This is a genomic window from Pseudarthrobacter albicanus, assembly GCF_018224015.1.
GTDB classification, from domain to species: domain Bacteria; phylum Actinomycetota; class Actinomycetes; order Actinomycetales; family Micrococcaceae; genus Arthrobacter; species Arthrobacter albicanus.
Window position 1 is genome coordinate 1 of record NZ_JAGPOT010000109.1, and the last position, 22,069, is coordinate 22,069.

27 protein-coding genes, 1 tRNA gene and 1 pseudogene are annotated in these 22,069 nt (G+C 67.2%); 17 read left to right on the forward strand and 12 right to left on the reverse strand.

The window, feature by feature from the left end; genetic code table 11:
* Positions 1-109: 109 nt before the first annotated feature.
* A complete protein-coding gene (locus tag J9611_RS18930) occupies positions 110-568 on the reverse strand; it encodes a VOC family protein (protein WP_211882516.1) in 459 nt (152 codons plus the stop codon).
* A 212-nt stretch (positions 569-780) separates the two neighbouring features.
* On the opposite strand from J9611_RS18930, the gene J9611_RS18935 reads away from it, so the two are divergent.
* Complete coding sequence (locus J9611_RS18935; RefSeq protein WP_211882518.1) at positions 781-1,761, forward strand: DNA-3-methyladenine glycosylase family protein; 981 nt, start codon at positions 781-783, stop codon at positions 1,759-1,761.
* 67 nt (positions 1,762-1,828) lie between these two features.
* On the opposite strand, the gene J9611_RS18940 is transcribed toward J9611_RS18935, so the two are convergent.
* Both J9611_RS18940 and J9611_RS18945 read right to left on the reverse strand, forming a co-directional pair.
* Positions 1,829-2,749, reverse strand: coding sequence for a putative endonuclease domain-containing protein (locus J9611_RS18940; RefSeq protein ID WP_211882520.1), 921 nt, complete (start codon positions 2,747-2,749; stop codon positions 1,829-1,831).
* 133 nt (positions 2,750-2,882) lie between these two features.
* Positions 2,883-4,559 (reverse strand): AMP-binding protein, encoded by a 1,677-nt coding sequence (locus J9611_RS18945; RefSeq protein WP_211882523.1) that lies wholly within the window; start codon positions 4,557-4,559, stop codon positions 2,883-2,885.
* 100 nt (positions 4,560-4,659) lie between these two features.
* Here J9611_RS18945 and J9611_RS18950 point away from each other — a divergent pair, with 100 nt between their 5' ends.
* A complete protein-coding gene (locus tag J9611_RS18950) occupies positions 4,660-4,938 on the forward strand; it encodes a putative quinol monooxygenase (RefSeq protein ID WP_211882525.1) in 279 nt (92 codons plus the stop codon).
* A gap of 133 nt (positions 4,939-5,071) precedes the next feature.
* Here J9611_RS18950 and trxA read toward each other — a convergent pair whose 3' ends face one another.
* Positions 5,072-5,485 (reverse strand): thioredoxin, encoded by a 414-nt coding sequence (gene trxA / locus J9611_RS18955; protein WP_211882527.1) that lies wholly within the window; start codon positions 5,483-5,485, stop codon positions 5,072-5,074.
* A gap of 93 nt (positions 5,486-5,578) precedes the next feature.
* Positions 5,579-6,124 (reverse strand): acyl-CoA thioesterase, encoded by a 546-nt coding sequence (locus tag J9611_RS18960; RefSeq protein ID WP_211882529.1) that lies wholly within the window; start codon positions 6,122-6,124, stop codon positions 5,579-5,581.
* A 191-nt stretch (positions 6,125-6,315) separates the two neighbouring features.
* On the opposite strand from J9611_RS18960, the gene J9611_RS18965 reads away from it, so the two are divergent.
* Positions 6,316-6,768, forward strand: coding sequence for an SRPBCC family protein (locus J9611_RS18965; RefSeq protein WP_211882531.1), 453 nt, complete (start codon positions 6,316-6,318; stop codon positions 6,766-6,768).
* Positions 6,769-7,082: 314 nt separating this feature from the next.
* On the opposite strand, the gene J9611_RS18970 is transcribed toward J9611_RS18965, so the two are convergent.
* Genes J9611_RS18970 through J9611_RS18980 form a run of 3 tightly spaced genes read right to left on the reverse strand, consistent with a single transcriptional unit; the run spans position 7,083 to position 10,019 of the window.
* Positions 7,083-7,496 carry a DUF1801 domain-containing protein gene (locus J9611_RS18970; protein ID WP_211882533.1) on the reverse strand — a complete coding sequence of 138 codons (414 nt, stop codon included), beginning with the start codon at positions 7,494-7,496 and terminating at the stop codon, positions 7,083-7,085.
* The gene (locus J9611_RS18975) at positions 7,493-9,085 is read right to left on the reverse strand and encodes an ABC transporter permease (protein WP_211882535.1); all 1,593 of its coding nucleotides are present in this window, start codon (positions 9,083-9,085) and stop codon (positions 7,493-7,495) included. Before J9611_RS18975 ends, J9611_RS18970 begins: the two co-directional genes overlap by 4 nt.
* Entirely contained in the window at positions 9,078-10,019 is a 942-nt protein-coding gene (locus tag J9611_RS18980) for an ABC transporter ATP-binding protein (protein ID WP_211882537.1), read from the reverse strand. The genes J9611_RS18975 and J9611_RS18980 overlap by 8 nt, the downstream gene beginning before the upstream one ends.
* 188 nt (positions 10,020-10,207) lie before the next feature.
* Here J9611_RS18980 and J9611_RS18985 point away from each other — a divergent pair, with 188 nt between their 5' ends.
* The 9 genes and pseudogenes from J9611_RS18985 to J9611_RS22140 all read left to right on the forward strand — a co-directional run bounded on the left by J9611_RS18985 (position 10,208) and on the right by J9611_RS22140 (position 14,795).
* Complete coding sequence (locus J9611_RS18985) at positions 10,208-10,834, forward strand: ANTAR domain-containing protein (RefSeq protein WP_211882540.1); 627 nt, start codon at positions 10,208-10,210, stop codon at positions 10,832-10,834.
* Positions 10,831-11,286, forward strand: a complete 456-nt coding sequence (locus J9611_RS18990) for a DUF1810 domain-containing protein (protein ID WP_246528060.1) — start codon at positions 10,831-10,833, stop codon at positions 11,284-11,286. Before J9611_RS18985 ends, J9611_RS18990 begins: the two co-directional genes overlap by 4 nt.
* Before the next feature lie 77 nt (positions 11,287-11,363).
* Positions 11,364-11,555, forward strand: a complete 192-nt coding sequence (locus J9611_RS18995; protein WP_246528061.1) for a hypothetical protein — start codon at positions 11,364-11,366, stop codon at positions 11,553-11,555.
* Positions 11,556-11,702: 147 nt separating this feature from the next.
* On the forward strand, positions 11,703-11,969 hold the full coding sequence (locus J9611_RS19000) for a hypothetical protein (RefSeq protein ID WP_211882542.1): 267 nt from the start codon (positions 11,703-11,705) through the stop codon (positions 11,967-11,969).
* A gap of 45 nt (positions 11,970-12,014) precedes the next feature.
* Positions 12,015-12,122 (forward strand): annotated as a pseudogene (locus tag J9611_RS22130) (ArsR/SmtB family transcription factor); the annotation flags it as partial.
* A 13-nt stretch (positions 12,123-12,135) separates the two neighbouring features.
* Entirely contained in the window at positions 12,136-12,633 is a 498-nt protein-coding gene (locus J9611_RS19005) for an SRPBCC family protein (RefSeq protein ID WP_211882544.1), read from the forward strand.
* 102 nt (positions 12,634-12,735) lie between these two features.
* Positions 12,736-13,011, forward strand: coding sequence for a GlsB/YeaQ/YmgE family stress response membrane protein (locus J9611_RS19010; RefSeq protein ID WP_211882546.1), 276 nt, complete (start codon positions 12,736-12,738; stop codon positions 13,009-13,011).
* A 724-nt stretch (positions 13,012-13,735) separates the two neighbouring features.
* Positions 13,736-14,272 carry a site-specific integrase gene (locus tag J9611_RS22135; RefSeq protein ID WP_246528062.1) on the forward strand — a complete coding sequence of 179 codons (537 nt, stop codon included), beginning with the start codon at positions 13,736-13,738 and terminating at the stop codon, positions 14,270-14,272.
* Positions 14,273-14,513: 241 nt separating this feature from the next.
* A complete protein-coding gene (locus tag J9611_RS22140) occupies positions 14,514-14,795 on the forward strand; it encodes a tyrosine-type recombinase/integrase (protein ID WP_246528063.1) in 282 nt (93 codons plus the stop codon).
* Between the two features lie 52 nt (positions 14,796-14,847).
* Here the strand turns inward: J9611_RS22140 and J9611_RS19020 are convergent.
* Both J9611_RS19020 and J9611_RS19025 read right to left on the reverse strand, forming a co-directional pair.
* Positions 14,848-14,929: transfer RNA gene (locus J9611_RS19020), tRNA-Tyr, on the reverse strand.
* Positions 14,930-15,079: 150 nt separating this feature from the next.
* Positions 15,080-15,331: a hypothetical protein gene (locus J9611_RS19025; protein WP_211882548.1), complete on the reverse strand. Its 252-nt coding sequence runs from the start codon at positions 15,329-15,331 to the stop codon at positions 15,080-15,082.
* 200 nt (positions 15,332-15,531) lie between these two features.
* Between J9611_RS19025 and J9611_RS19030 the strand changes: the two genes are divergently transcribed.
* Positions 15,532-16,023: a YajQ family cyclic di-GMP-binding protein gene (locus tag J9611_RS19030; protein WP_211882550.1), complete on the forward strand. Its 492-nt coding sequence runs from the start codon at positions 15,532-15,534 to the stop codon at positions 16,021-16,023.
* Between the two features lie 57 nt (positions 16,024-16,080).
* Here the strand turns inward: J9611_RS19030 and htpX are convergent, their stop codons facing one another.
* Both htpX and J9611_RS19040 read right to left on the reverse strand, forming a co-directional pair.
* Positions 16,081-16,950, reverse strand: coding sequence for a zinc metalloprotease HtpX (gene htpX, locus J9611_RS19035; protein ID WP_211882552.1), 870 nt, complete (start codon positions 16,948-16,950; stop codon positions 16,081-16,083).
* Positions 16,951-17,012: 62 nt separating this feature from the next.
* Complete coding sequence (locus tag J9611_RS19040) at positions 17,013-18,284, reverse strand: MFS transporter (RefSeq protein ID WP_211882554.1); 1,272 nt, start codon at positions 18,282-18,284, stop codon at positions 17,013-17,015.
* Between the two features lie 126 nt (positions 18,285-18,410).
* On the opposite strand from J9611_RS19040, the gene J9611_RS19045 reads away from it, so the two are divergent.
* From J9611_RS19045 to J9611_RS19060, 4 genes are all read left to right on the forward strand, one after another.
* Positions 18,411-18,878: a Fur family transcriptional regulator gene (locus tag J9611_RS19045; protein WP_211882556.1), complete on the forward strand. Its 468-nt coding sequence runs from the start codon at positions 18,411-18,413 to the stop codon at positions 18,876-18,878.
* 23 nt (positions 18,879-18,901) lie between these two features.
* Entirely contained in the window at positions 18,902-20,425 is a 1,524-nt protein-coding gene (locus J9611_RS19050) for a catalase (RefSeq protein ID WP_211882558.1), read from the forward strand.
* Positions 20,426-20,554: 129 nt separating this feature from the next.
* Positions 20,555-21,058 carry a DUF2461 family protein gene (locus tag J9611_RS19055; protein ID WP_211882560.1) on the forward strand — a complete coding sequence of 168 codons (504 nt, stop codon included), beginning with the start codon at positions 20,555-20,557 and terminating at the stop codon, positions 21,056-21,058.
* 46 nt (positions 21,059-21,104) lie between these two features.
* Complete coding sequence (locus J9611_RS19060; protein WP_211882562.1) at positions 21,105-21,656, forward strand: tRNA ligase subunit PheS family protein; 552 nt, start codon at positions 21,105-21,107, stop codon at positions 21,654-21,656.
* Positions 21,657-22,069 lie beyond the last annotated feature (413 nt).

The window sequence follows — 22,069 nt, forward strand, 5'->3', positions numbered from 1 at the left end:
AGCGGGCCCGCGCTGAGCGGGCCGGCGCTGAGGCGGGCCGGCGCTGAGGCGGGCCGGCGGGAGCCGCACGCCAGCGTGCGGGCGCCGGCCGGCGGGGCGGCCGGGCCGCTCAGGCGCCGATGTCGTTGCCGCCTGCCCCGGCGCCCGTGCCTGCAGCGTCGGAGGCTGATCCGCCGGCTCCGCCCGCGGGCGCGGCATTCTGCCAGAGGCCCACGATGTTGCCCTCGGTGTCCTTGAAGTAGGCGGCCCATCCCATGCTGCCCACTTCCTGGCGAGGCGTGACGGTACTGCCGCCCAGTTCCTCGATCTTCGCCAGGGCCGCGTCAATGTCATCAACGTCCACGGTGACAACCGGAGAATTGACGGTTCCCTCGCGGCGGAACATGCCGCCGTTAATGGATCCAGGGACGGAGGGCATGCCCGATTCGTCCGTCGGCGTGGTCTTGATCATGGTGTAGCTCAGTTCCGGCACCGGATTGACTTCCCATCCGAACGCCGAACTGTAGAACTTTCCGGCGCGGACTTCGTCGTCGGCGGGGATCTCGAAGTGCACTACTCCTCGGGCCATTGCACTCACCTGACATTCGAACGTGTGGCCTGGCAGGCCTTGGCGCGGGCGGTCCGTGCCACAGTCGGATTCTAGTCCCGGCAGCGGCGGAGGATAAGGGCCGTCCGGCCCGCCTTCCGCCGCAGCACCTCCCACGCTCCTGCCCGCCTTCCGGCCAGCGGATACGGCGCGCGGATACGGCCCCGGCGGGCGGGACGTGGGACGATGTTCGAATGAGCCTCGCAGACGTCCCCGCCGGCGTTGCCGCCACGGCGGACGCCTCGCTGCGGTGGCACCCGGGCGGCCCGTTCGACCTTCCCCAGACCGTCGGCCCCCTCCTGCGCGGCCACGGCGATCCGTCCATCCGCACCGCCCCGGACGGGGTCTGGATGGCGTTCACGACGCCGGCCGGCCCGGCCTCGCTGCGTCTCACCGCGGCGGGCCCGCGGGCGGACCCGGCCCTCGATGTGCAGGGCTGGGGGCCGGGCGCGGACGCCGCCGTCGGCTCCGTCCCCCGCATGCTGGGCCGCGACGACGACTGGTCGGCCTTTGACGAGCCCGCCTTCCACGCCACCCTCCCCCGGATGGTCGCTGAGGCCCGACGCCGGAACCCGGCCCTCCGGCTGCCCGCCACCGGCCGGATGATCGATGCGCTCGTCCCGACCATCCTGGAGCAGAAGGTCACGGTGATCGAGGCCCGCCGCGGCTACCGCTACCTGATGGACCGCTTCGGAACCGCGGCCCCTGGGGCGGGCACCGTGGCCCCCGCCAGCCTGATGGTCCAGCCCACGGCCGGGCAGTGGCTGCGCATCCCGTCCTGGGAATGGCACAAGGCCGGCGTGGGTCCGCAGCGCTCGGCGACCGTCATGCGGGCGCTGCGCTCCGCCGTCGCCCTTGAACGGCTCGCCAAGCTTCCGGCCGCGGAAGCTGCGGCGAAACTGCAGGCCATTCCCGGGATCGGCGCCTGGACCGCGGCGGAGGTGGTGCAGCGCACGCACGGCTGCCCGGATTCGATCGCGGTGGGCGACTACCACCTGGCGGCCTACGTGGGCGCGGCGCTGACCGGACGGCGGACCGACGACGCCGGCATGCTGCGGCTGCTCGCGCCGTGGACCGGCCACCGGCAGCGTGTGGTCCGGATGATCGGGCTGAGCGGCTTCCGCAAACCGGTCTTCGGTCCGCGCATGACCATCCAGGACCACCGCGGCCACTGAAGCAACGCGGGGTCACTTACGGCCCATCCGGGGCGCGTTTACGGGCGCTATCTGACCCCGCGTTGGACTAGACAGAGCGGAATCGCGCCTTTTTGATCCTGGCGATGACGCCATGGAAACCGCCCGCGAGATCGTCGGCGTTGGCCTTGAAGTAGGACCAGCCCGCGTTGAGGAAAGCCTCGTCCCGGTAGTTGTCCCGTGACTGCTGATCCCTCGTTCGATGGTGGGCGCCGTCGTACTGCACCGCTATCCGGAACCGCCGGTAGCCAAGATCGGCAGCGGGCGACCATGCGTCGTGCGGGTCGAGGCGAAGCTGCAGTTCGGGTTCCGGCAGCCGTGCGTCCAGCATTGCCAGCCGCAGGAACGTCTCGGGGAAAGAGTCGGCGCCCACCCGCATCTCGTCCAGGGCAAGCCGGGCCTTCTCAACGCCCTTCAGATTGGGATGCTGCCGGATGAGCAGCCGCAGCCCTTCCTTGTAGGCGTAGGGGACGGACCTGCCTTCCAGTCCTGGCCTGGGCATCCGGATCAGCTGGTCGCCCATGGCAATGAGGTACCTGATCGGCAGTTTCGCCGCCAGGTCCAGCCAGGTCCGGGGCCGGCCGGAGACCGCAATGCCGTCGATTTCGGTCAACTCTCCGGGGATTACCCGAACACGGTGGCCTGTGACTCCGGCCCGGCGCACCCGCGGCAGTTCGTGCGGCTTGCTCAGGTGAATTGTTGATTCGACGTCGGACCATGGCGGCAGGCCGAGCCCGGTCAGGTATGCCGCCGTCTCATGCGAGACCCAGGCGCCGGGAGTTGCCGTGGCGAGGACCCGCGCTCGCTCGATCGTCTCCAGATGGCGACCCGCTGGCAGATAGATCAGCCGGCCGCCGTCGGACAGGTCCTTGGCCCGCAGGCGTTTGGAAGGTATGCCCAACGCGCGGGACTCATAGACGGTGAACGGGGTCTGGCTGAGGCTCTCCGGGAGCGGCGTAATTCGGACCATGGGCACCAGTGTGGCCTCTCGCCGGCACCCTCGCAGAAGTTATCCACAGGTTGCGTCACGTCCCCGGCAACGAGGGGTCAGATACAGCCGGTTCCAGCCGCCAACATGGGCGCGAAGTGACCCCGCGTTGCGTTCACAGACCCAGCCGGGCCACGGCCTCCTCGCGCATCTCCACCTTGCGGATCTTGCCGGAGACCGTCATCGGGAAGCTGTCCCGCATGTCGACGTAGCGCGGGATCTTGTAGCGCGCCAGCCTGCCCCGGCAGAACTCGGCCAGGCCCGCGGCGTCCAGGGGTGCGGCGCCGGGCTTGAGGATCACGCAGGCCATCAGTTCCTCGCCGTAGCGTTCATCCGGGACGCCGATCACCTGCACGTCCTGGATGTCCGGGTGGGTGTACAGGAACTCCTCGATCTCGCGCGGGTAGACGTTTTCGCCGCCGCGGATCACCATGTCCTTGATCCGGCCCTCGATCACGATATAGCCGTCCGCGTCCATCCGGGCAAGGTCCCCGGTGTGCATCCAGCCCTCGTCGTCGATCGCCTCGGCGGTCTTCTCCGGCTGGTTCCAGTAGCCCTTCATGACGGCGTAGCCGCGGGTGCACAGTTCGCCGATCTCCCCGCGCTGCAGCACCCCGCCCCCGGCCGGGTCCAGGATGCGGCTCTCCAGGTTCGGCATGGTCCGGCCCACGGTCCCGGTGCGCTGGGCCAGGGTGTCCCCGCCGCGGGTCATGGTGGAGACCGGGGAGGTCTCGGTCATGCCGTAGCAGATGGCCACGTCCGTCATGTTCATCTCCGCGATGACCCGGTTCATCACCTCGACGGGGCATGGGGAACCTGCCATGACGCCGGTGCGCAGCGTGGAGAGGTCGTAGGAGCCGAAGTCCGGCAGGGCCAGCTCGGCGATGAACATGGTGGGCACCCCGTACAGCGAGGTCCCGCCGAAGTCCTGGACCGCTTCCAGCGCCGCGGCGGGAGCGAATCCCCGGCCCGGAATGATGGTGGCGGCGCCGTGGCTGAGCGCGGCCAGGTTCCCGATCACCATCCCGAAGCAGTGGTAGAACGGCACCGGAATCACCACCCGGTCATCCTCCGTGTAGCCCAGCAGCTCGCCGATGGAATAGCCGTTGTTCAGGATGTTGCGGTGGGTCAGCGTGGCACCCTTGGGGAAGCCCGTGGTGCCGGAGGTGTACTGCAGGTTGATCGCGTCGTGCGGGTCCAGTTCGGCCATGCGCGCCTTCAGGACCGGATGCCCGACGTCGTCCGCGCGCCTGAGCAGCTCCGCGAAGGTCCGCTCTGCCGCGGCCTGCGGCTCGCCAGCGGTCAACCCGGCCAGGCCTGCGTCCGGCAGGAACACCAGGTCGCGCAGCTCGGGGCATCCGGCCAGCGCCTGGCGGGCCATCGCGGTGTAGTCGCTGGTCTTATCCGACGGCGCCGCGACCAGCATCCGCATGCCGTTCTGCCGGACCACGAACTCCAGCTCATGGCTGCGGTAGGCGGGGTTGACGTTGACCAGGACCGCACCGATTTTCGCCGTCGCATACTGCAGGATGGTCCACTCCGCGCAGTTGGGGCTCCAGATGCCGATCCGCTCGCCCTTGGCGACGCCGAGCGCGAGCAGCGCGCGGGCGAGGCGGTCGACGTCGTCGTTCAGCTTGGTGTAGCTCCACCGCCGGGCCTCGTCGCCGGGGACGGCCGCGGCCTCGATCAGGGCGTCGTGGAGGGGGAACCTGGCCACGAGCCGCTCGAAATTCCCGCCGATGGTCTCGTCGAGCAGCGGGACGTCAGTGTCCCCGGCTGTGTAAGCAAGCATGGTGTGACGCTACCAACAGACGGGCGGCAAAAGAAGACTGAAGCGTGGAGGCCCTGCCGGATTTTCCGGGCTTGCGGCCTGCTCCGGGTATTGTGGTCGGATGAGCGCTCCCCTTGACCTCCAGGCCATTTTCATCCCCAACGACGGCGAATTCTTCCGCGTGAAGCTCGCCCTGGAAATCGCGATCGACGAGGTCGTCAACGAACCCGGCTGCCTCCGTTACGAGCTCACCGAAGCCACCGAGGAGCGCTTCGTGCTGACCGAGCGGTGGGCCTCGCAGGAAGACCTGGACAAGCACGCCAAGGGCACGGCGCTGCAGGACCTGAACGAGTCCCTGAGCGCGCTGCTGGCCGAGCCGGCCACGTTCAAGCAGGTCTGACCGCGTCTGCCCGACACCGGATAGCCCCACCAGCCACACAACGCGGGGTCACTCCGCGCCCATGATCCTTGTCATCATGGACGCGGAGTGACCCCGCGTTTCTGTTTGTTGTTTGATCGAGCCTGGGGAAGGCTTAGAACTCGGGGATCTGGGTGCCGTCCTGCTTGTTCGCGGCGACGGCGGCCTCGGCCTGCGAGCGGGCCACATGGGCGTGGACCTCGTCCATGTCCAGGGCCTTGACCGCATCCACGACCTGCTCCAGCTGCTGGGCGTTCAGCGCGCCGGGCTGGGAGAACACCAGCACCTTTTCGCGGAAGGCCATCAGGGTGGGGATGGACGAGATACCGGCTTCCGCGGCGAGCTGCTGCTCCGCCTCGGTGTCCACCTTCGAGAAAACGACGTCCGGGTGCTTCTCGGACACGGCTGAGTAGGTGGGTCCGAACTGCTTGCACGGGCCGCACCATTCGGCCCAGAAGTCGACGAGGACGATGTCGTTGTCCTCGATGGTCGATGCGAACTGTTCACTTGTGATGTCGACGGTTGCCATGCGTTCAACGGTACGCGAGCGGTCCGGCTATGTCCCCTGCGTTTCGCTGATGGCACATCCTGGAAGGCCCGACGCCGGCGGGGAGGTTGGCGGTCACGCCCAGACGTGCGGGGCAGGACGCCGCACCCCGGGGAGCGCGTTGGTTTCGCGCCATTCGTGGATCCACTCGGGCAGCTCCAGGTCCGCCGGGGGATGGCCGAACTCCCGCAGGATCTCCTCCTGGCTGACCGGCTTGCCCTTGCTCACCAGCCGGGTGGCGATGTAGGCGCGGGCGTAGATTTCGCCGTCGACCACCATCCGCTGCTCGAAGTAGATCGCCTTGGCGTCGAGTCCGATGATCTTTGTTTCGATGATGTACCGCTGCCAGAGCTGCAGCGAACGCCGGAAGGCGATGGTCTCCCCCGCGGCCACCGGCGTCCAGCCGCGGCGGCGGATCTGCTTCCAGGTCCCGCTGCGCGCCATCAGGTCGAAGCGGCCGAGGTCCATCAACGAGAAATACATGCCGTTGTTGACATGCATCGCGATGTCAATGTCGGTCGGCAGGACCCGCAGCGGCAGCGAGGACGTGCCCCAGATGCCCAGCGGCGGCTGCCGGGAGGACGTGAACAGCAGGATGAGGGTGCGCAGCAGCAAATGCATGAACACGATGTTACCCACCAGTAACTGAACCGCCAAGTGGCCGGGCGCCGGGGCGGACGTCGCGGCCGGCGGGCGTCATGAATGGCGGCGTCTTGGATGGCGGGCAGCCATCCGGGGCGGCTTCAATCACAGCGTCGTGGGGGAGGCACCCGGGGCTTCCCCGCCGAGCCAGCCGGTGCCAGAGTCGAATCATGAATGAGCAAGAAACCGGCCTGACACTGGAGCTGAGTCCCGCCTTCAGCGCGCCCCGGGAGCGGATTTTCGCCATGCTGACCGACCCTGCCGAGCTGGCGAAGTGGTGGGGGCCGCGCGGGTTTGGACTGCCCGCGGCCGAGCTCGAGCTCAGGGCGGGCGGCCGGTACCGCTTCACAATGAAACCGCCCGACGGCGAGCCGTTCCATCTCTCGGGCGCGTTCCTGGAGATCGGCCCTCCCGGCCGCCTCGTATACACCTTTAACTGGGACGAGCCCGCGCCCGATGACACGGAAACGGTGGTCACGCTGATGCTCCACGCCCACGACGGCGGCACGCGGGTCTCGCTGTCACAGGGCCTGTTCGCGACCGAGGAACGACTCGCCCTGCACCGGAACGGCTGGACGGAGAGCTTCGAGAAGCTGCGTGAGGTTCTGACGGCGCGCGGCTGACGCCTGACCGGTTCAGGAACAAGGGCACGGCATTTCGAGGACGGTCTCCAGGCCGTCCACGTCGTCCCACTGTTCCCCCACTTCCCGGAAGCCGTACTGGTCCACCGCGAGCCGGGTCACCCACGCGGCGTCGGCCGGGTTCCGGGCAAGCTGATCGCGCCTGATCCGCTAGACACCCACGCAGTCGTCACTGGCAAGGTACGGCGTGAGGTCCAGTGCCGTCGCGCGGCCGGCCGTAACGAGGTCACCGTCGGCGAGCGCGGCTAGGACTGCCGGCGCCAGGTGCACCAACTGGAGCCGTCCCGCCGGAGCCGTCAGCGTCCCTGTTTGAGCTTCCGCCAGCCGCCGGCACTGTTGTTCGCGATGATCTGCCGGAACATCTCCACCAGGGCCGGCGCGTTGATGGCCTCGCCCTCGCGGAAGGCCACGGTCCGGGCGGTCTTGTTGCCGTGCCCGGCAGTGATGATCCCCGCCGGATCGGGGACGATCCCGCCGTCGTACAGGAAGACATTGACGTGGTCCCTGGCCGCCAGGAGCGCGCAGACGTTGCCGTCCAGCACGAAGTAGGGCTGGGTGGTGCGCTTGATGGTCTCGGAGACGTCCGGGTCGGCGGCATGCACGAGATCGCGGACCTCGCGGCAGATGGCCTGCTGCCAGCCGGGCAGCGCCCCGATGAACGCATCGACGCGGGGGTCCCGGCTCGAGCCCGGACCGCCGGCCGGGCTCATGCCGCCAGGTCCCGGCGGCGCCATCCCGAATAGCCGACGGCGGCGAGCGCCGCCGCGGCAAGGGCCAGGCCCAGCAGCGGGGCGAGGTCGCCGGAGTCCAGCGGCAGCAGCGGCGTGTGCCGGAACGGGGACAGGTCCATCAGCCACTGCGGCGCGTTCCAGAGCACCCCGAACTCGCCCAGGGCGACAAAGGCGAGCAGCAGCCCCCAGACCGCCCCGGTCAGGCGGGGCGCCCAGCCGAAGACGGCCAGCACGGCGCTCGTGACGATCCAGGCGGCGGGGATCTGGGCGAGGGCGGCCAGCGTCACCCGGCCGAACTGGGCGCCGTCGGCCAGGACGACGGCGGCACCGCCGCCGACCGACAAGCCGGCAAGCAGCATGAGCAGCGCCACCCCTGCCAGGGCGGCCGCGAAATGGCTGGTGGCCCACCGGGTCCGGGTTGTCGCGGTGCCCAGCAGTGCCTCGACGTGGCCCGCGGTCTCCTCCTCGCGCAGGCGGGCGGCCGCGGAAAGCCCATAGGCGGAGGCCAGGAGGCCCATGAAGCCGACCTCCGCGGACAGGAACGCATCAGTCATGGCCTGGCTTCCCCCCAGCGCCCTGATCAGCTCCCGGGCGTTCGGGGAACTGAGCAGATCCTCGACATTGCCGGCCAGCGAGCCGATCATCACCCCGAACACCAGGAACGCCACGGACCAGGCCACCAGCATGCGGAACTGAAGCCGCGCGGCCAGGCCCCGGACGCCCCGCAGTCTTCCGCGCGCCGGGCCGGGACGCGGCTCGCGCAGGCCGGAGCCCAGGTCCCGGTGCGCCCGCAGGATGAGGGCCACCGGGACGAGGGCCGCGCACAGCGCCAGCGGCAGGGCGAGCACCCACCAGCGGTCCCCGGCAAAGGCACGGATCTGCTGGTTCCAGCCGATCGGGGACAGCCAGGACAACGCGGAAGGCCCCGGTTCGGCCAGGTCCCCCACCGCCCGCAGGGCGTAGGCCACGGCGATGGCGCCGATGCCGAGCCCGGTTGCGGACCGGGCGCTGGAGGTCAGCTGGGCGGTCACGCCGGCCACGGCACTGAACGCCATGCCGGTGGCCGCCCATCCCAGCCCGAACGCGAAGGACCCTCCAGCCGGCAGCCCTCCTGCGGCCAGGGACGCGGCGGTCACGAGCCCGAGCACGAGGCTGGCGCCGCAGCTGATCACGAGGGCAGCGGCGAGCGGGGCGTCGCGCCCCAGCCGTCCGCCGCCGAGCAGCTCCAGCCGCCCGGACTCTTCGTCGGCGCGCGTGTGCCGGACCGTGATGATGACCATCAGGACGGCCACGATGGCCGCCATGAACGCGGTGTACTTGATCAGTGACAGCGCACCAAGGGAGGCAGGATCGTAGATCCGGCCGAACACCGCCACCAGGGACGCTGTGGCGTTCAGTGCGGTGGCCGCCTCAACCCGGCTGGCGGCGTCGGGATAAAGGCCGGCGCTGGCCACAGCCGTGGAATACGCCAAAATGGCGAAACCGGCGATCCAGACCGGAAGCAGCCAGCGGTCCCGCCGCAGGCCCAGCCGGATCAGGACCCCGGTCCCGGCGAGCGGCTCAGGCATGGCCGGGCTTTCCGGTGCGCGATGCTGCCACGGCCGCCGGCATCGCCTTTCCGGCGGGGCCGTAGCGCCGGAGGAAGAGGTCTTCCAGGGTGGGCGGCTGGCTGATCAGCGATTGGAGCCCGACGTCGGTCAGCGCCCGCAGGAGCGGGGCCAGGCCGGAGGGCTCCACCTGGGCGCTGATCCGGTGGTCCACCACGACGACGTCGTGCACCCCCGGGATGGCGTCGAGCCCCGGCGGCACCGCTGCGACGTCGGCGGAGACCGAGGTCCGGGTCAGGTGCCGGAGCTCCTCGAGGCGGCCGGTGTCCACCACCTGGCCCTCGCGGATGATGCTGACGCGGTCCGAGAGCGCCTCGGCCTCGCTGAGGATATGGCTGCTGAGCAAGACTGTGCGGCCCTGTTCCCGCAGCTCCCGGACACAGCCACGGAATGCCTCCTCCATCAGCGGGTCCAGCCCGCTCGTGGGCTCATCGAGCAGGAACAACTCGGCGTCGGTGGCCAGCGCGGCGATCAGCGCCACCTTCTGGCGGTTCCCCTTGGAGTAGGCGCGCGACTTCTTCGTCGGGTCCAGGTCGAACATGGCCAGGAGGCGGTCGCGCCGGGCCGGGTCCTGGCCGCCTTGGAGCCGTCCCAGCAGCTCGATCACCTCGCCCCCGGTCAGGTTCGGCCAGAGCGCCACATCCCCGGGAACATAGGCCAGGCGCCGGTGCAGCGTGGCCACGTCGCGCCAGGGATCCAGGCCCAGCACCCGGATCGAGCCCGCGTTGGCCCGCAGCATGCCCAGCAGCAGCCGGATCGTCGTGGACTTGCCGGACCCGTTGGGGCCGAGGAAGCCGTGGACCTCCCCCGCTTCGACTGAAAAGTCCAGCCCGTTGAGGGCAGTCACGGGCCCGAACCGTTTAACCACCCCGGCCATTTCCAGGACGCTCGCCATAGGGAACACGATACGCCCGGTCCCTCGCCGGCGACCCCTGAACGCCCGTCAACGGTCCGGGCACCCGCCCGGCGGCGGATATCCTGCCGGCGTTTAACCTTCCGCCGCACGGCCCCCTCCCCATAGCATCGAGGTAGGCCGCCGTTTGGTCAGACGGCAAACCTGCGGTCACGGAATTGGGGACGTACATGATTGACGATCGTGCCAGCACATCAGGTGGCATCACCGACCCGTTGCTGGACCTTGTCCTTGCCGCCACCGACGCCGCCACGGATGCCGATGCCGGCGTCGACGATTTCCTGACTGGATTGGCGGCGCACGCCGCGTGGCACTTCGCACGTCCCGGCCGCCCGGTGTCCTGCGGAATCAGTCTCTTCCAACGGAAGAAGCTTCCCCTGGACGTCGGCAGCAGCGGCGCTGGAGCCGGCTCCACCCTGCGCATTCCGCTGGCCCTGGATGGCGGCAGCACCGCCGTTCTCGAGCTGTTTTCGGTCCCGCCGGGTGCCTTTTCCGCCGACGACGCCGAGGCCGCCGAGGCCTTCGCGGAACGGGCTTCGCGCTTCCTGCTGCTGGCCCTGCGGCTGGCCCGGCTCGCCGAATCGCGCGGCGACATGGCCGCCGCAATGCAGTCAAGGACAGTGATCGACCTGGCCGTCGGCGCCATCATGGCCCAGAACCGCTGCAGCCGGGCGGCCGCCTTCAAGATCCTGCGGAATACCTCCAACAACAGGAACATCAAGATCCGCGACGTCGCAGCTTCCCTGATCTCATCGATCGCGGGAGACGAGGACCTGTCCCCGCACTTCGACGAATGACGAACGAGGCACCGGTGGAGGATCCCTTCGGGCTTGAACGGTTCGTGACGGCCCAGGATGCCGGCGGAACGTATGCACGGGCCCTCACGGAACTACGAGAGGGATCCAAGCGGAGCCACTGGATGTGGTTCATCTTCCCCCAGCTCGCCGGCCTGGGGCAGAGTCCGACCTCCCGGAAATATGCCATCTCCTCTTTGGCCGAGGCGCAGGCCTATCTGCGGCACCCGGTGCTGGGTCCGCGGCTGAAGGAAAGCGCCGGGGCCGTTGCCGGCCAGCAGGGGCTCACCGCCGGCCGGATCTTCGGCGGCGTCGATGCCCGGAAGCTGCGCTCGTCCATGACGCTGTTCCTGCGGGCGGACCCGCAGGCCTCCGTCTTCGAACAGGTCCTCGCGAAATACTTCGGGGGCGTGCCTGATCCGGCCACGGAGCAGTTGCTGGGAAACCTGGGCTGAGCGGGCCCGTCCCCGGAAGTATCGACTGCGGGGCCGATACGGAGGAAGATTAATACGCAGTCACCATAAGGAGGTCAATGATGTGCTATGGGTACAGCAGGGATTTCCGGCGGGACATCAAGAAGGATGCCTCACGGGAACCTGAGGAGCGCCCCGAGCCCCGGGTGGAAGCGAAGGACACCAAGTTCTGGGCTTTCCCCCGCCGCAGCAGGGAATTCACGGTCGAGGAGGCGGAGCCGGCTATCGATCGGACCCGCGAGAAGGTGTAGCTCCAGAAATAAAAGGGAAGGCTCCTCGGCGAGGGGCCTTCCCTTCGTCACGCGCCGTCGTCACGCCCCTTCGTCATGTCCCGCCGTGCACGGGACCTGAAAAGGTACGCAAGACTGGGAGCTCTCGATCAGAAGGTGGGACCCACATTGATAAATCTCCAGCAGGACGCCGAAGGCTTCATCCGGATGAACAGGCACTTCCCCGACAGCGCGCTCATCTCCATCACTTTCACCGATGGACAGTCCGAGGAGTTCTCCGGCCGTCAGCTCAACCGGATCTATGACGAAGCGCTTGCAGAGTACCGGGCGCAGAACCACCTGGACGCGAAAGGATTTTCGCGGGGCCCGAGGAAGATCGTCCACCCCGGGAACCACATCGAGTTTGTGCGGGTTCATGCAGGGATGGCCACGTAGCGTCCCGGCGACCCATTGACACGGCCGGACCGTCGAATTATTCTACGGGCCCGGCACGAAGGCCTGCAGGGAGCCCGGCGGCTGCTCGATGAATACGAGAAGATCTGGCGGCAGCGCGCGGATCGGATCGCGGACATTCTCGCTGAAGGATAGGAAGGGTTCAGTCATGACAGTTATCAGTTCCGTCAAGAATCTGGAGGCGCTGAGCCTCACCCTCGTCGCCGAGTTCGACGCCGGCGTCGAGCGCGTCTGGCAGGTCTGGGAGGACCCGCGCCAGCTCGAGCGCTGGTGGGGTCCGCCGGCCTGGCCTGCCACCTTCGACCGGCTTGACTTCGTGCCCGGGGGAAAGGCCAGCTATTACATGACCGGGCCGGAGGGTGAGAAGAGCCGGGGCTGGTGGCTCATTACCGCCGTCGAGGCACCGCACCGCCTCGAGTTCGACGACGGTTTTGCCGATGAAAACGGCAACCCGGTGGGCGACATGGGCACGACCCATGGCGTCGTAACGCTCGAGGCAATCGGCGACCGCACCCGGATGACCATCATGTCCACGTTCGAGGCGGAAGAGCAGATGGAGCAGATCCTCGCCATGGGCATGGAAGAAGGAATGAAGGAGGCGATCGGCCAGATCGACGCCATCCTCACCGAGCCTGCCACGACCTGATTGCAAAAGCTGCTATCGGCGTATCATAGTAAGCGTGCTGATCGAATCGGCAACGCCGTCGGCTAGGAGCCGCCAGCGTCTCAACGAAAGGAAAGTGCAGTCATGGGAATTCTCGGATTTCTCCTGCTCGGGCTGATTGCGGGAGCCATTGCAAAAGCCATCCTTCCCGGCCGGCAGGGTGGTGGCTGGGTCCTCACGCTCGTCCTGGGCGTCGTCGGCGCGATACTTGGCGGCTGGATCGGTTCGCTGATCTTCGGCGGCGGTCTTGGCAATTTCTTCGATCTGCGGACGTGGCTGCTGTCCATCCTCGGCGCCGTCATTGTGCTGCTGATCTTCGGCGCCGTCGCAGGCCGCAGAAGCCGGGGAAGCAGGGTCTGACACCCGGTCCCGACCACGCGCACGTCTGGCCTGCTGTCCCTGCCAGCCATCCGGCAGGACACGGAACAGGACGTCCACGGCGGGAAACGTGCAGGAAAAGAAAAAGCCTCCGGAACCTGTTGGTTCCGGAGGCTTTCCCAAGGGTGGGGCAGATGAGGGATTCGAAACCTCTTTGCGTCGAAGCTCAGAGGCCAGTTCCGCTGAATTTAGGGGCTTATGGTGCCACCAGCCCCTGCCATTTCACGCGCCTTTCCATCCATGTGTGCTCAAAATGTGTTCACGGAAATGCTTCGTCCCCTACGGGGTCCCGCGGGATCGGGCCGGACACTTCTGGTGGCAGGGCGGGCGCCGTTTCTTGGGCTTAAGTTCCGACACTCGGTCCTGGGACTGCCCTCGTGGAGTAACGTGTGTCTCAACTCACTAGGAGGGGTCGACATCAGCTACAAGTATCGAACCGTCAGGGTTCGCGGCACCGACATGGTTGGAACCATTGCGCGCAAGCACGGGAGCGCGCCCGAGATATACGAAACTTCAAAAGACCCGAGCACTTCTGTAGTTCCGGTGTTTTTTCAGGCAACGGGCGAGGTCCGTTTCTTTGACAGGTCTGTGCTGGAGGACGTACCCACGCCCGCCGACTAGCAGCCATAACGGGCCCTTCGCAGATGAGCATGGTTAGGGGCATCTGACGCCGGTCCGCTACCGGAAACCGGGCCGCGGGCAGACCATGAAGCGCGGCTTCACGTCCAAGCGGGAGGCTGAATTGTTCCTGGCCTCCGTCGAGGTCTCAAAAGCACGCGGTGAATACATCGAACATGCCCAGAGCCGGTCGACCGTGGGGCTACTGGGGACTGCTTGGCTGGCAAGGCAGACGCATCTGAAGCCGCCGTCTCTGCGCCCTGTCGAGGCCGCTTGGCGCAACCACGTCGAGCCGGTCTGGGGCGGCACAGCCGTGGCCGATATCCGCAAGTCGGCGGTGCAGCAGTGGGCGTCGGATTTGACCTCCGGCAGCGACGCGGAGAGCCGAAAGCCCAAAAGTGCCACGGTGGTCATCCGGGCCTTCGGTGTACTTGCATCCATCCTGGATGAAGCCGTTGACGATAGGCGGATCCTCACGAATCCGGCGCGCGGTGTCAACCTTCCACGAAAGGTCAAGCGCCAGCACATCTACCTGTCGCATGAAGAGGTGCACCGGTTGGCCGACGAATCCAAATACCCCACCCTGATACTCATCCTTGCGTACTGTGGGATCCGCTGGGGATAGGCCGTCGGTCTGCGCGTCAAAGACCTGGACATGCTCAGGCGGCGACTGCGGATCGAGGAGAACGCCGTCGAGGTGGGCTCACGGATCGAGGTCGGCACTCCGAAGAACCACAAGCGGCGGTATGTGCCGTTCCCGAAATTCCTTGCAGAACCGCTGGCGCGACAGTGCGAGGGCCGAGGCGGGGATGATCCGGTATTCCCGGGGGTCGACGGCGGCTACCTTCGTAGTACCAGAGTGCAGCATGACCACGGGCGGCTGGTTCGCCGGGGCCGCGAAGCGTTCCCGAGTCCCGCGGGTCACGCCTCACGACCTGCGGCACACTGCTGCCAGCTTTGCTGTGTCGGCTGGAGCGAACGTCAAGGCAGTGCAGCGAATGCTCGGCCACAGCAGCGCTGCCATGACCCTGGACATCTACGCGGATCTATTCGATGACGATCTGGACAGGGTTGCCGACGCACTGGATCAGGCCGTTTCACAGGCAGGTGTGCTCAAAATGTGCTCAAACGAGACTTTTGACAAATAACAAAGGGCCCTACTTCCTTGCTATTGCTAGGAAGTAGAGCCCCTCGTAAGGGTGGCAGATGAGGGATTCGAACCCCCGTAGGCGTTGCCAGCTGATTTACAGTCAGCCCCCTTTGGCCGCTCGGGTAATCTGCCGAACTTCAAAAGAAGATCACTCGCGGCCACTATGGTCAGAACGGCTGTTTCCAGTTCGTTCCGCTTCCAGCAACCGCGGGCAAGACAACTTTACAGAACTTCCGCCGAAGAATCGAATCGGCGTCCCGCGGCCCCAAAAAGCCCGGAATTTCAGGCTTCTTCAAGGATGCGGCCGGCCAGTTTCGCCTCGAACCTCGCGGCCTGCTCCTCCGTGACCTGGTTCAACTGCACGGCGCGGGCCAGGTCCGCATGGACGCCGTCCAGCCGGGAGGAGGCAGCCGCGGCCGGACTCAGGATGATGGAGGCGGCCAACGCCGCGGCGGCCACCGACGATGCCGCCGTGGCAATCGTGCCGGCGGCGGCAGTGGAACTGGTGACATAACGGACGGCCCTGCGGTGCATGTGCTCTGCCTTTCGACTGACTCTTCCAACCCATCCAACTCTGGCAGTCAAAGCTTCGTTCCCGCCCTGTCCCGGCTTTGAACGGGCTGTGAACCGGGCCCGCCCCGGCCGGCCTTCACATCGGGGGCATCCGTACTAGTCTGGAACGCAGATATCACCGCCTTTCAACAGGCACCCCGGCAACCATCAGGAGGACAGTCATGGCAGGCGAATCCACATTCGACGTCGTCAGCAAGGTAGACAAGCAGGAAGTCGCCAACGCGCTGCACCAGGCGCAGAAGGAACTGGTCCAGCGCTACGACTTCAAGGGCGTCGGCGCCGAGGTCGATTTCAGCGGCGAAACGCTCCTCATGAAGGCCAACTCCGAAGAGCGGGTGCTCGCTGTCCTGGACGTGCTGCAGTCCAAGCTCATCCGCCGCGGCATCTCGCTGAAGTCGCTGGACACGGGCGAGCCGTACGCCTCCGGCAAGGAATTCCGGCTGGAAGCCACCATCAAGGAGGGCATCGCCCAGGACCTGGCCAAGAAGATCAACAAGCTGATCCGCGACGAGGCCCCCAAGTCGGTCAAGTCGCAGATCCAGGGCGACGAGCTCCGCGTGACCTCCAAGTCCCGTGACGATCTCCAGGAGACCATGAACATCCTCAAGAAATTCGACGAGGCCGATCTGCAGTTCGTGAACTTCCGCAGCTGACGTGCCGCGGCCGGCGCGTCCGGGAAGCCGTCTGTCCGGGAAGCACGACGGCGGCGCTCAGCCCAGCGGCCGGCCGGCCATCCGCTCCAGCCGGCTGATCCGCTCACGCATCGGCGGGTGCGTGGAGAACAGCTTCACCATGCCGCCGCCGCGGAACGGGTTGGCGATCATCAGGTGTGAGGTGTTGACCAGCCGCTGCTCCGGCGGCAGCGGCGCCAGTTGCACGCCCTGCTCGATCTTGCGCAGGGCGGAGGCGAGCGCCAGCGGATCGCCGGTGAGCGCGGAACCGTCCTCGTCGGCGTCGAACTCCCTGGTCCGGGAGATGGCCATCTGGATCAGTGACGCCGCGAACGGGGCCAGCAGCGCCATGGCCATCATGGCGAGCGGGTTCGCGTTGCGCCGGTCCCCGCCGCCGAAGAAGAGCAGCAGCTGCCCCACCGAGGTGATCACGCCGGCGACGGCGGCTGCCACCGACGACGTCAGGATGTCCCGGTTGTAGACGTGCATGAGTTCGTGGCCCAGGACGCCCCGGAGCTCGCGGGCGTCGAGCAGCCTCAGGATCCCCTCGGTGCAGCACACCGCCGCGTTCTGCGGGTTCCGGCCGGTGGCGAAGGCGTTCGGGGCCGTCGTGGGCGAAAGATAGATCCGCGGCATCGGCTGCTTGGCCCGGGCGGACAGCTCCCGAACGATCTGGTAAAGCTGCGGCGCCTGGGCCTCCGTGACCGGATAGGCCTGCATGGACCGGATGGCGATCTTGTCACTGTTCCAGTACCCGTACGCCGTGGTGCCGACGCCGATCAAGGCCATGATCCAGATCGGGCCGGCGCTGCGCGTGCCGGCTCCGATGAGGGCGCCCAGGGCAAGCAGCACCGCCCACAGCACCCCGAAAAGCGCCGCGGTCTTCAGTCCGTTGTGGTGCTGGTGCACTGTTCCTCCCAGGCTGCGGGCTCCCGGCTGCGGGAGCTCTGTCTCTTCAGGAAAACGAACTGCTACGGGACCGGGTTCCGGGCGTCGTACTCCAGGAAACCGGACTGGACATGCGCCACCGTCCATGCGAGCACAACGCACACCAGCCCGCCCAGGAGCACCACCCAGCCCTCACTCAGAAGCTTAGTCCCGCCGCCCGCGAGCAGGTCCCCGATCCGTGGGCCGCCTGCCACGACGACGATGAAGACGCCCTGGAGCCGCCCGCGCAGGTGATCCGGGGCGGCCGCCTGCAGGATGGTGTTGCGGAAGACGGCGCTGACGGAGTCGGCGATGCCGGCCAGCGCGCAGCACGCAGCGGCCGGCAGCAGCCATCCCGTCACACCGTCCGCACCGGAGCGGCCTGCCAGCAGCACCACGACGCCGAACCCGGCGATCGAGGCGCCCCAGCCCATGACGGACCAGACGACGGCGGCGCCCTGCCGCCGGACCGCGCCGAGCGGCCCGGAGAACAGGCCGGCCAGGAACGCCCCCACGGCGGTGGAGGCCAGCAGGATGCCGACGGTTGCCTCCCCGCCGCCGATCATCAGCGCGCCGACCGCGGGCATCAGGGCCCGGGGCTGCGCGAAGATCATGGCCACGAGATCGATCACGAACGTCATCCGCAGGTTGGGCCGGGTACCCAGGAAACGGAAGCCCTCGACGACGGACCGCAGCCCCGCGGGGCTGGCATGCTCCCCCGGCGGCATCGGCGGCAGCCTCAGGATTGCCCAGACGGCAAAGCCGAAGCTGGCGACGTCGATCGTGTAGGTCCAGGCGAAGCCGATCCAGGCGACCAGCACCCCGGCCAGGAGCGGCCCGGCCGTCATGGACAGGCCGAAACTGATCATGCTCAGGGCGTTGGCGGCAGGCAGCAGTTCCTTGCGGACCAGCACGGGGATGATGGCGCTGCGGGCCGGCTGGTTGATGGCCTGCGCGCCGCTCTGCACCGCGACGAGCACGTACAGCACCCACACGTTCCCCAGCTGCAGCCAGGCCTGGAGCGCCAGGCAGGCCGTGGTCAGCCACAGCACGGAGGAGGCCAGAAGCGCCACCTTGCGGCGGTCGTGGGCGTCCGCGATCGATCCTCCGAGCAGGCCGCCGAACACCAGCGGGACCAGCGCGAAGATGCTGAGCAGGCCCACGTACAGGCTGTCCTGGGTGAGCCGGTAGACCTCCAGGCTGACAGCGACCAGGGTCAGCTGGCTGCCCAGGGCGGCGACGGCGGACCCCAGCCACAGGCGGCGGAAGGCCGGGCTCTCGCGCAACGGCGTGATGTCCGCCAGGAATTTTCCCACCCGGCAACTCTAGTGGCGCCCGCAGCCGGCCCTGCGCCGCCGGATTTGGAGCGCCAGGGGGCGCGGAAACTCGTCCTTAGGGTTGCCTTATTGTTAGCGAGTCATAATAAGTGCTTGAATAGGGGCATGACGGATCAGATGGGCACCCACGAAGCATGGGCTGCCGCCCTGCGTGCCCACGGCCGCCGGGTCACCAGGCAGCGCCTGGCCGTGCTCGCCGCCGTCGAACACCATCCGCATTCCCCGGCAGAGGGCATCCTCGCCGCCGCCCGGCAGGAACTGCCCGAGCTGACGGCACAGTCCGTCTATGTGGTCCTGGGCGATCTGACGGAACTGCAGATGCTGCGCCGTTTCGAGCCGCCGCACTCCCCCGCCCTGTATGAGACGCGGGTGGGCGACAACCACCACCACGCCATCTGTATCGGCTGCGGTCGGGTCGAGGACGTCGAATGCGCCGTCGGCCACGCACCCTGCCTGACCCCGCACTGGGGCGGGAACGCCAGGCCGATGACCATCCAGATCGCCGACGTCATGTACCAGGGCGTCTGCCAGGACTGCCAGCGCACCCAACAACTTCCCTCCGAATCCAAGTAAAAAACCCAACCAGAAGGAGAAAGATGACTGCGAACATTTCTGCGCCCATCACCCCTGCCCACTCGACGACGCAGTCGGGCGCACCGGTCACGTCCGATGCCCACTCCCAGGCAACCGGCGCCGACGGCGCCATCATCCTCACCGATCACTACCTGATCGAGAAGCTTGCCCAGTTCAACCGGGAACGGGTGCCGGAGCGCGTCGTGCACGCCAAGGGCGGCGGCGCGTTCGGTACCTTCACCACCACCGCGGATGTCTCGAAGTACACCAAGGCCGCGCTGTTCCAGCCGGGCACCGAGACGGACATGCTCATCCGCTTCTCCTCCGTCGCCGGCGAAAACGGCTCCCCCGACACCTGGCGCGACCCCCGCGGATTCGCCGTGAAGTTCTACACCACCGAGGGCAACTACGACCTCGTCGGCAACAACACCCCGGTGTTCTTCATCCGCGACGGCATCAAGTTCCCGGACTTCATCCACTCGCAGAAGCGCCTCCCGGGCACCCACCTGCGCGACGCCGACATGCAGTGGGACTTCTGGACCCTCTCCCCCGAGTCCGCCCACCAGGTCACCTGGCTCATGGGCGACCGCGGCCTGCCGGCCTCCTGGCGGGAAATGCAGGGCTACGGCTCGCACACCTACCAGTGGATCAACGCCGAGGGCGAGCGGTTCTGGGTCAAGTACCACTTCAAGTCCAACCAGGGCGTCAAGTCCATCACGGGCGACGAGGCCGAGGCACTGGCCGGCTCGGACGGGGACTTCTACATCCGCGACCTGCAGGAAAACATTGCCGCCGGCAACTTCCCCTCCTGGGATCTGCACGTGCAGGTCATGCCGTACGAGGACGCCAAGACGTACCGCTTCAACCCGTTCGACCTCACCAAGGTCTGGCCGCACGCGGACTACCCGCTGGTCAAGGTCGGTACCATGGAGCTGAACAAGAACCCGGAAAACTACTTCGCGCAGATCGAGCAGGCCACCTTCACGCCGTCGAACTTCGTGCCGGGCATCGCCGCTTCCCCGGACAAGATGCTGCAGGCCCGCATCTTCTCCTACCCGGACGCACACCGCTACCGCGTCGGCACCAACCACGCCCAGCTGCCGGTGAACCTGCCCAAGAACCAGGTCAACAACTACAGCCAGGACGGCCAGGGGCGTTACAACTTCAACGCTCCGTCTGTACCGGTATACGCTCCGAACTCCCTCGGCGGCCCCGCCGCCGTGGAGCCGCAGAACCCGGCCGGCGGCTGGGAGAACGACGGCGCGCTGACGCTCTCCGCGCACTCCCTGCACGCCGAGGACGGCGACTTCGGCCAGGCCGGCACGCTGTACCGCGAGGTGTACAACGACGGCGAGAAGGCCCGCCTGCTGGAGACCATCACGGGCGCAGTGGGCGGCGTCAAGAACCCGGGCATCAAGGAACGCGCCATCCAGTACTGGACGAACGTCGACGACGAGCTCGGCGCCAAGCTGCGCGCCAACCTGGGCGCTGAGGCTCCGGCTTCACCGGCCGCTTCCGCTTCCGAGGCAGCCAACAAGATCGGCTGATTACCCTCCTGCGGCCCTTGGGCCACACACGAACACCCCGCCACGATCTTCCGTGGCGGGGTGTTTTGCTTTCCACATGGCCCGGGCGTCCGCTCGCTATTCCGGCAGCCGGGTCCCCACGCTTCCTACATGGACACATTCGCAGGCATCCCGGATGCCGCCGTCCAGTTCTACGCCGAGCTTGAGCACAACAACAACCGCGACTGCTGGCTCGAGCACAAGGCAGTGTACGACGCCGCGGTGAAGGACCCTTTGACGCAGCTGCTTGCGCAGTTGGAGCCACGGTTCGGGGATCCAAGGCTGTTCCGCCCCAACCGGGACATCCGCTTTTCCCCGGACCAGTCCCCCTACAAGACCGCGCAGGGCGCGTTCCTGGCTCATAAGGAAGGAACGGGCTTCTACCTGCAGCTCGGCGCCGACGGGCTGCTCAATTCGATGCCCTCTCGGAATCCATCGTTTCCACGAACGCGCCAACTACTTGGATGCCTGGAACTTGGCAGTTCGGATCTACGCGAAAATCTCACTCGACCTACGTGTTTCCATTTGGGGTATAGTCGCCCCATGCTCTCTACGCGTCGATTTATTTGCCCCCGACCGGTTTCCGGTCGCGAGGGCTCTCAGGCGCGCGCCTAGGTCCTGGCGCCGGATGTGAGTCGGGGGAGGAACCCGCCACTCACCCATGGACGGGGAATGGCTCGAACTGGCAGAATGCGGGCTCATGGCGCCGCATCTGTTTTCCGGAGCCGGCCTGGATCCCACAAAGTGGTCGGGGCTGGCTCTGGGGATGGGTCTGGACCGCGCCCTGATGCTTCGCAAAGGCGTCCCCGACATTAGATTGCTTCGGTCCACGGACGAGAGAATCGCAAAGCAGATGCTGGACCTGTCCCGATGGAAACCGGTCTCCCAGATGCCGTCCATCCGCAGGGACATTTCCATCGTAGTTCCCGCAGACCTGGACGCCGAAGTGCTCGGAGACCGGGTGCGAACAGCGTTAGGCGAGCAAGCCGAAGACCTTGAAAGCGTCGAACTCTTGGCCCTAACGTCGTACGGAGAGCTTCCCGAGCCAGCACGGAAGCGGCTCCGCATCCGCGAAGGACAGGCCAACGCGCTGATACGTCTCGTGCTGCGCCCTCTAGCCAGGACGATGACAGATCCACAGGCCAATCAGATCCGAGACGATGTGTACTTGGCCCTACATGAAGGGCCAGTCAAGGAACTCATCGCAGGATAAGCCTTGCTGTGCCCGCAGCTCGGAACCGTGCTGCGGGCACAGCAGGGGCAATGGTGCAGACGACTTCTGACATTCAGTGCAGTCGTCTTCTGAAAATGACACTCTTCGGATAAACCAGCCCGAACCAGAACGGCTCATCATGTGGGCTGGAGAGGCGTCCCGCAAGCCGGTCCCGCACCGCGACACCTTCCGCCCGCTCCCCCGCTGTGACTGTTGGTTGATGTGACTGTTGGTTGAGAATGGCGGTTAATTCACAGTTGGGAATGGCGGTTTCGGTGTCCCGTATGGGGGAACGTTGAACGGGCAGTCCCGCCCGCTCCGGCTACCGGGCGGTGGCTGCGAGCTGCGGTACCTGTTCGAGCAGACCGGCGGTGGTCACGACCGTGGCGAACTCCCCATGTAGATTCACCCCG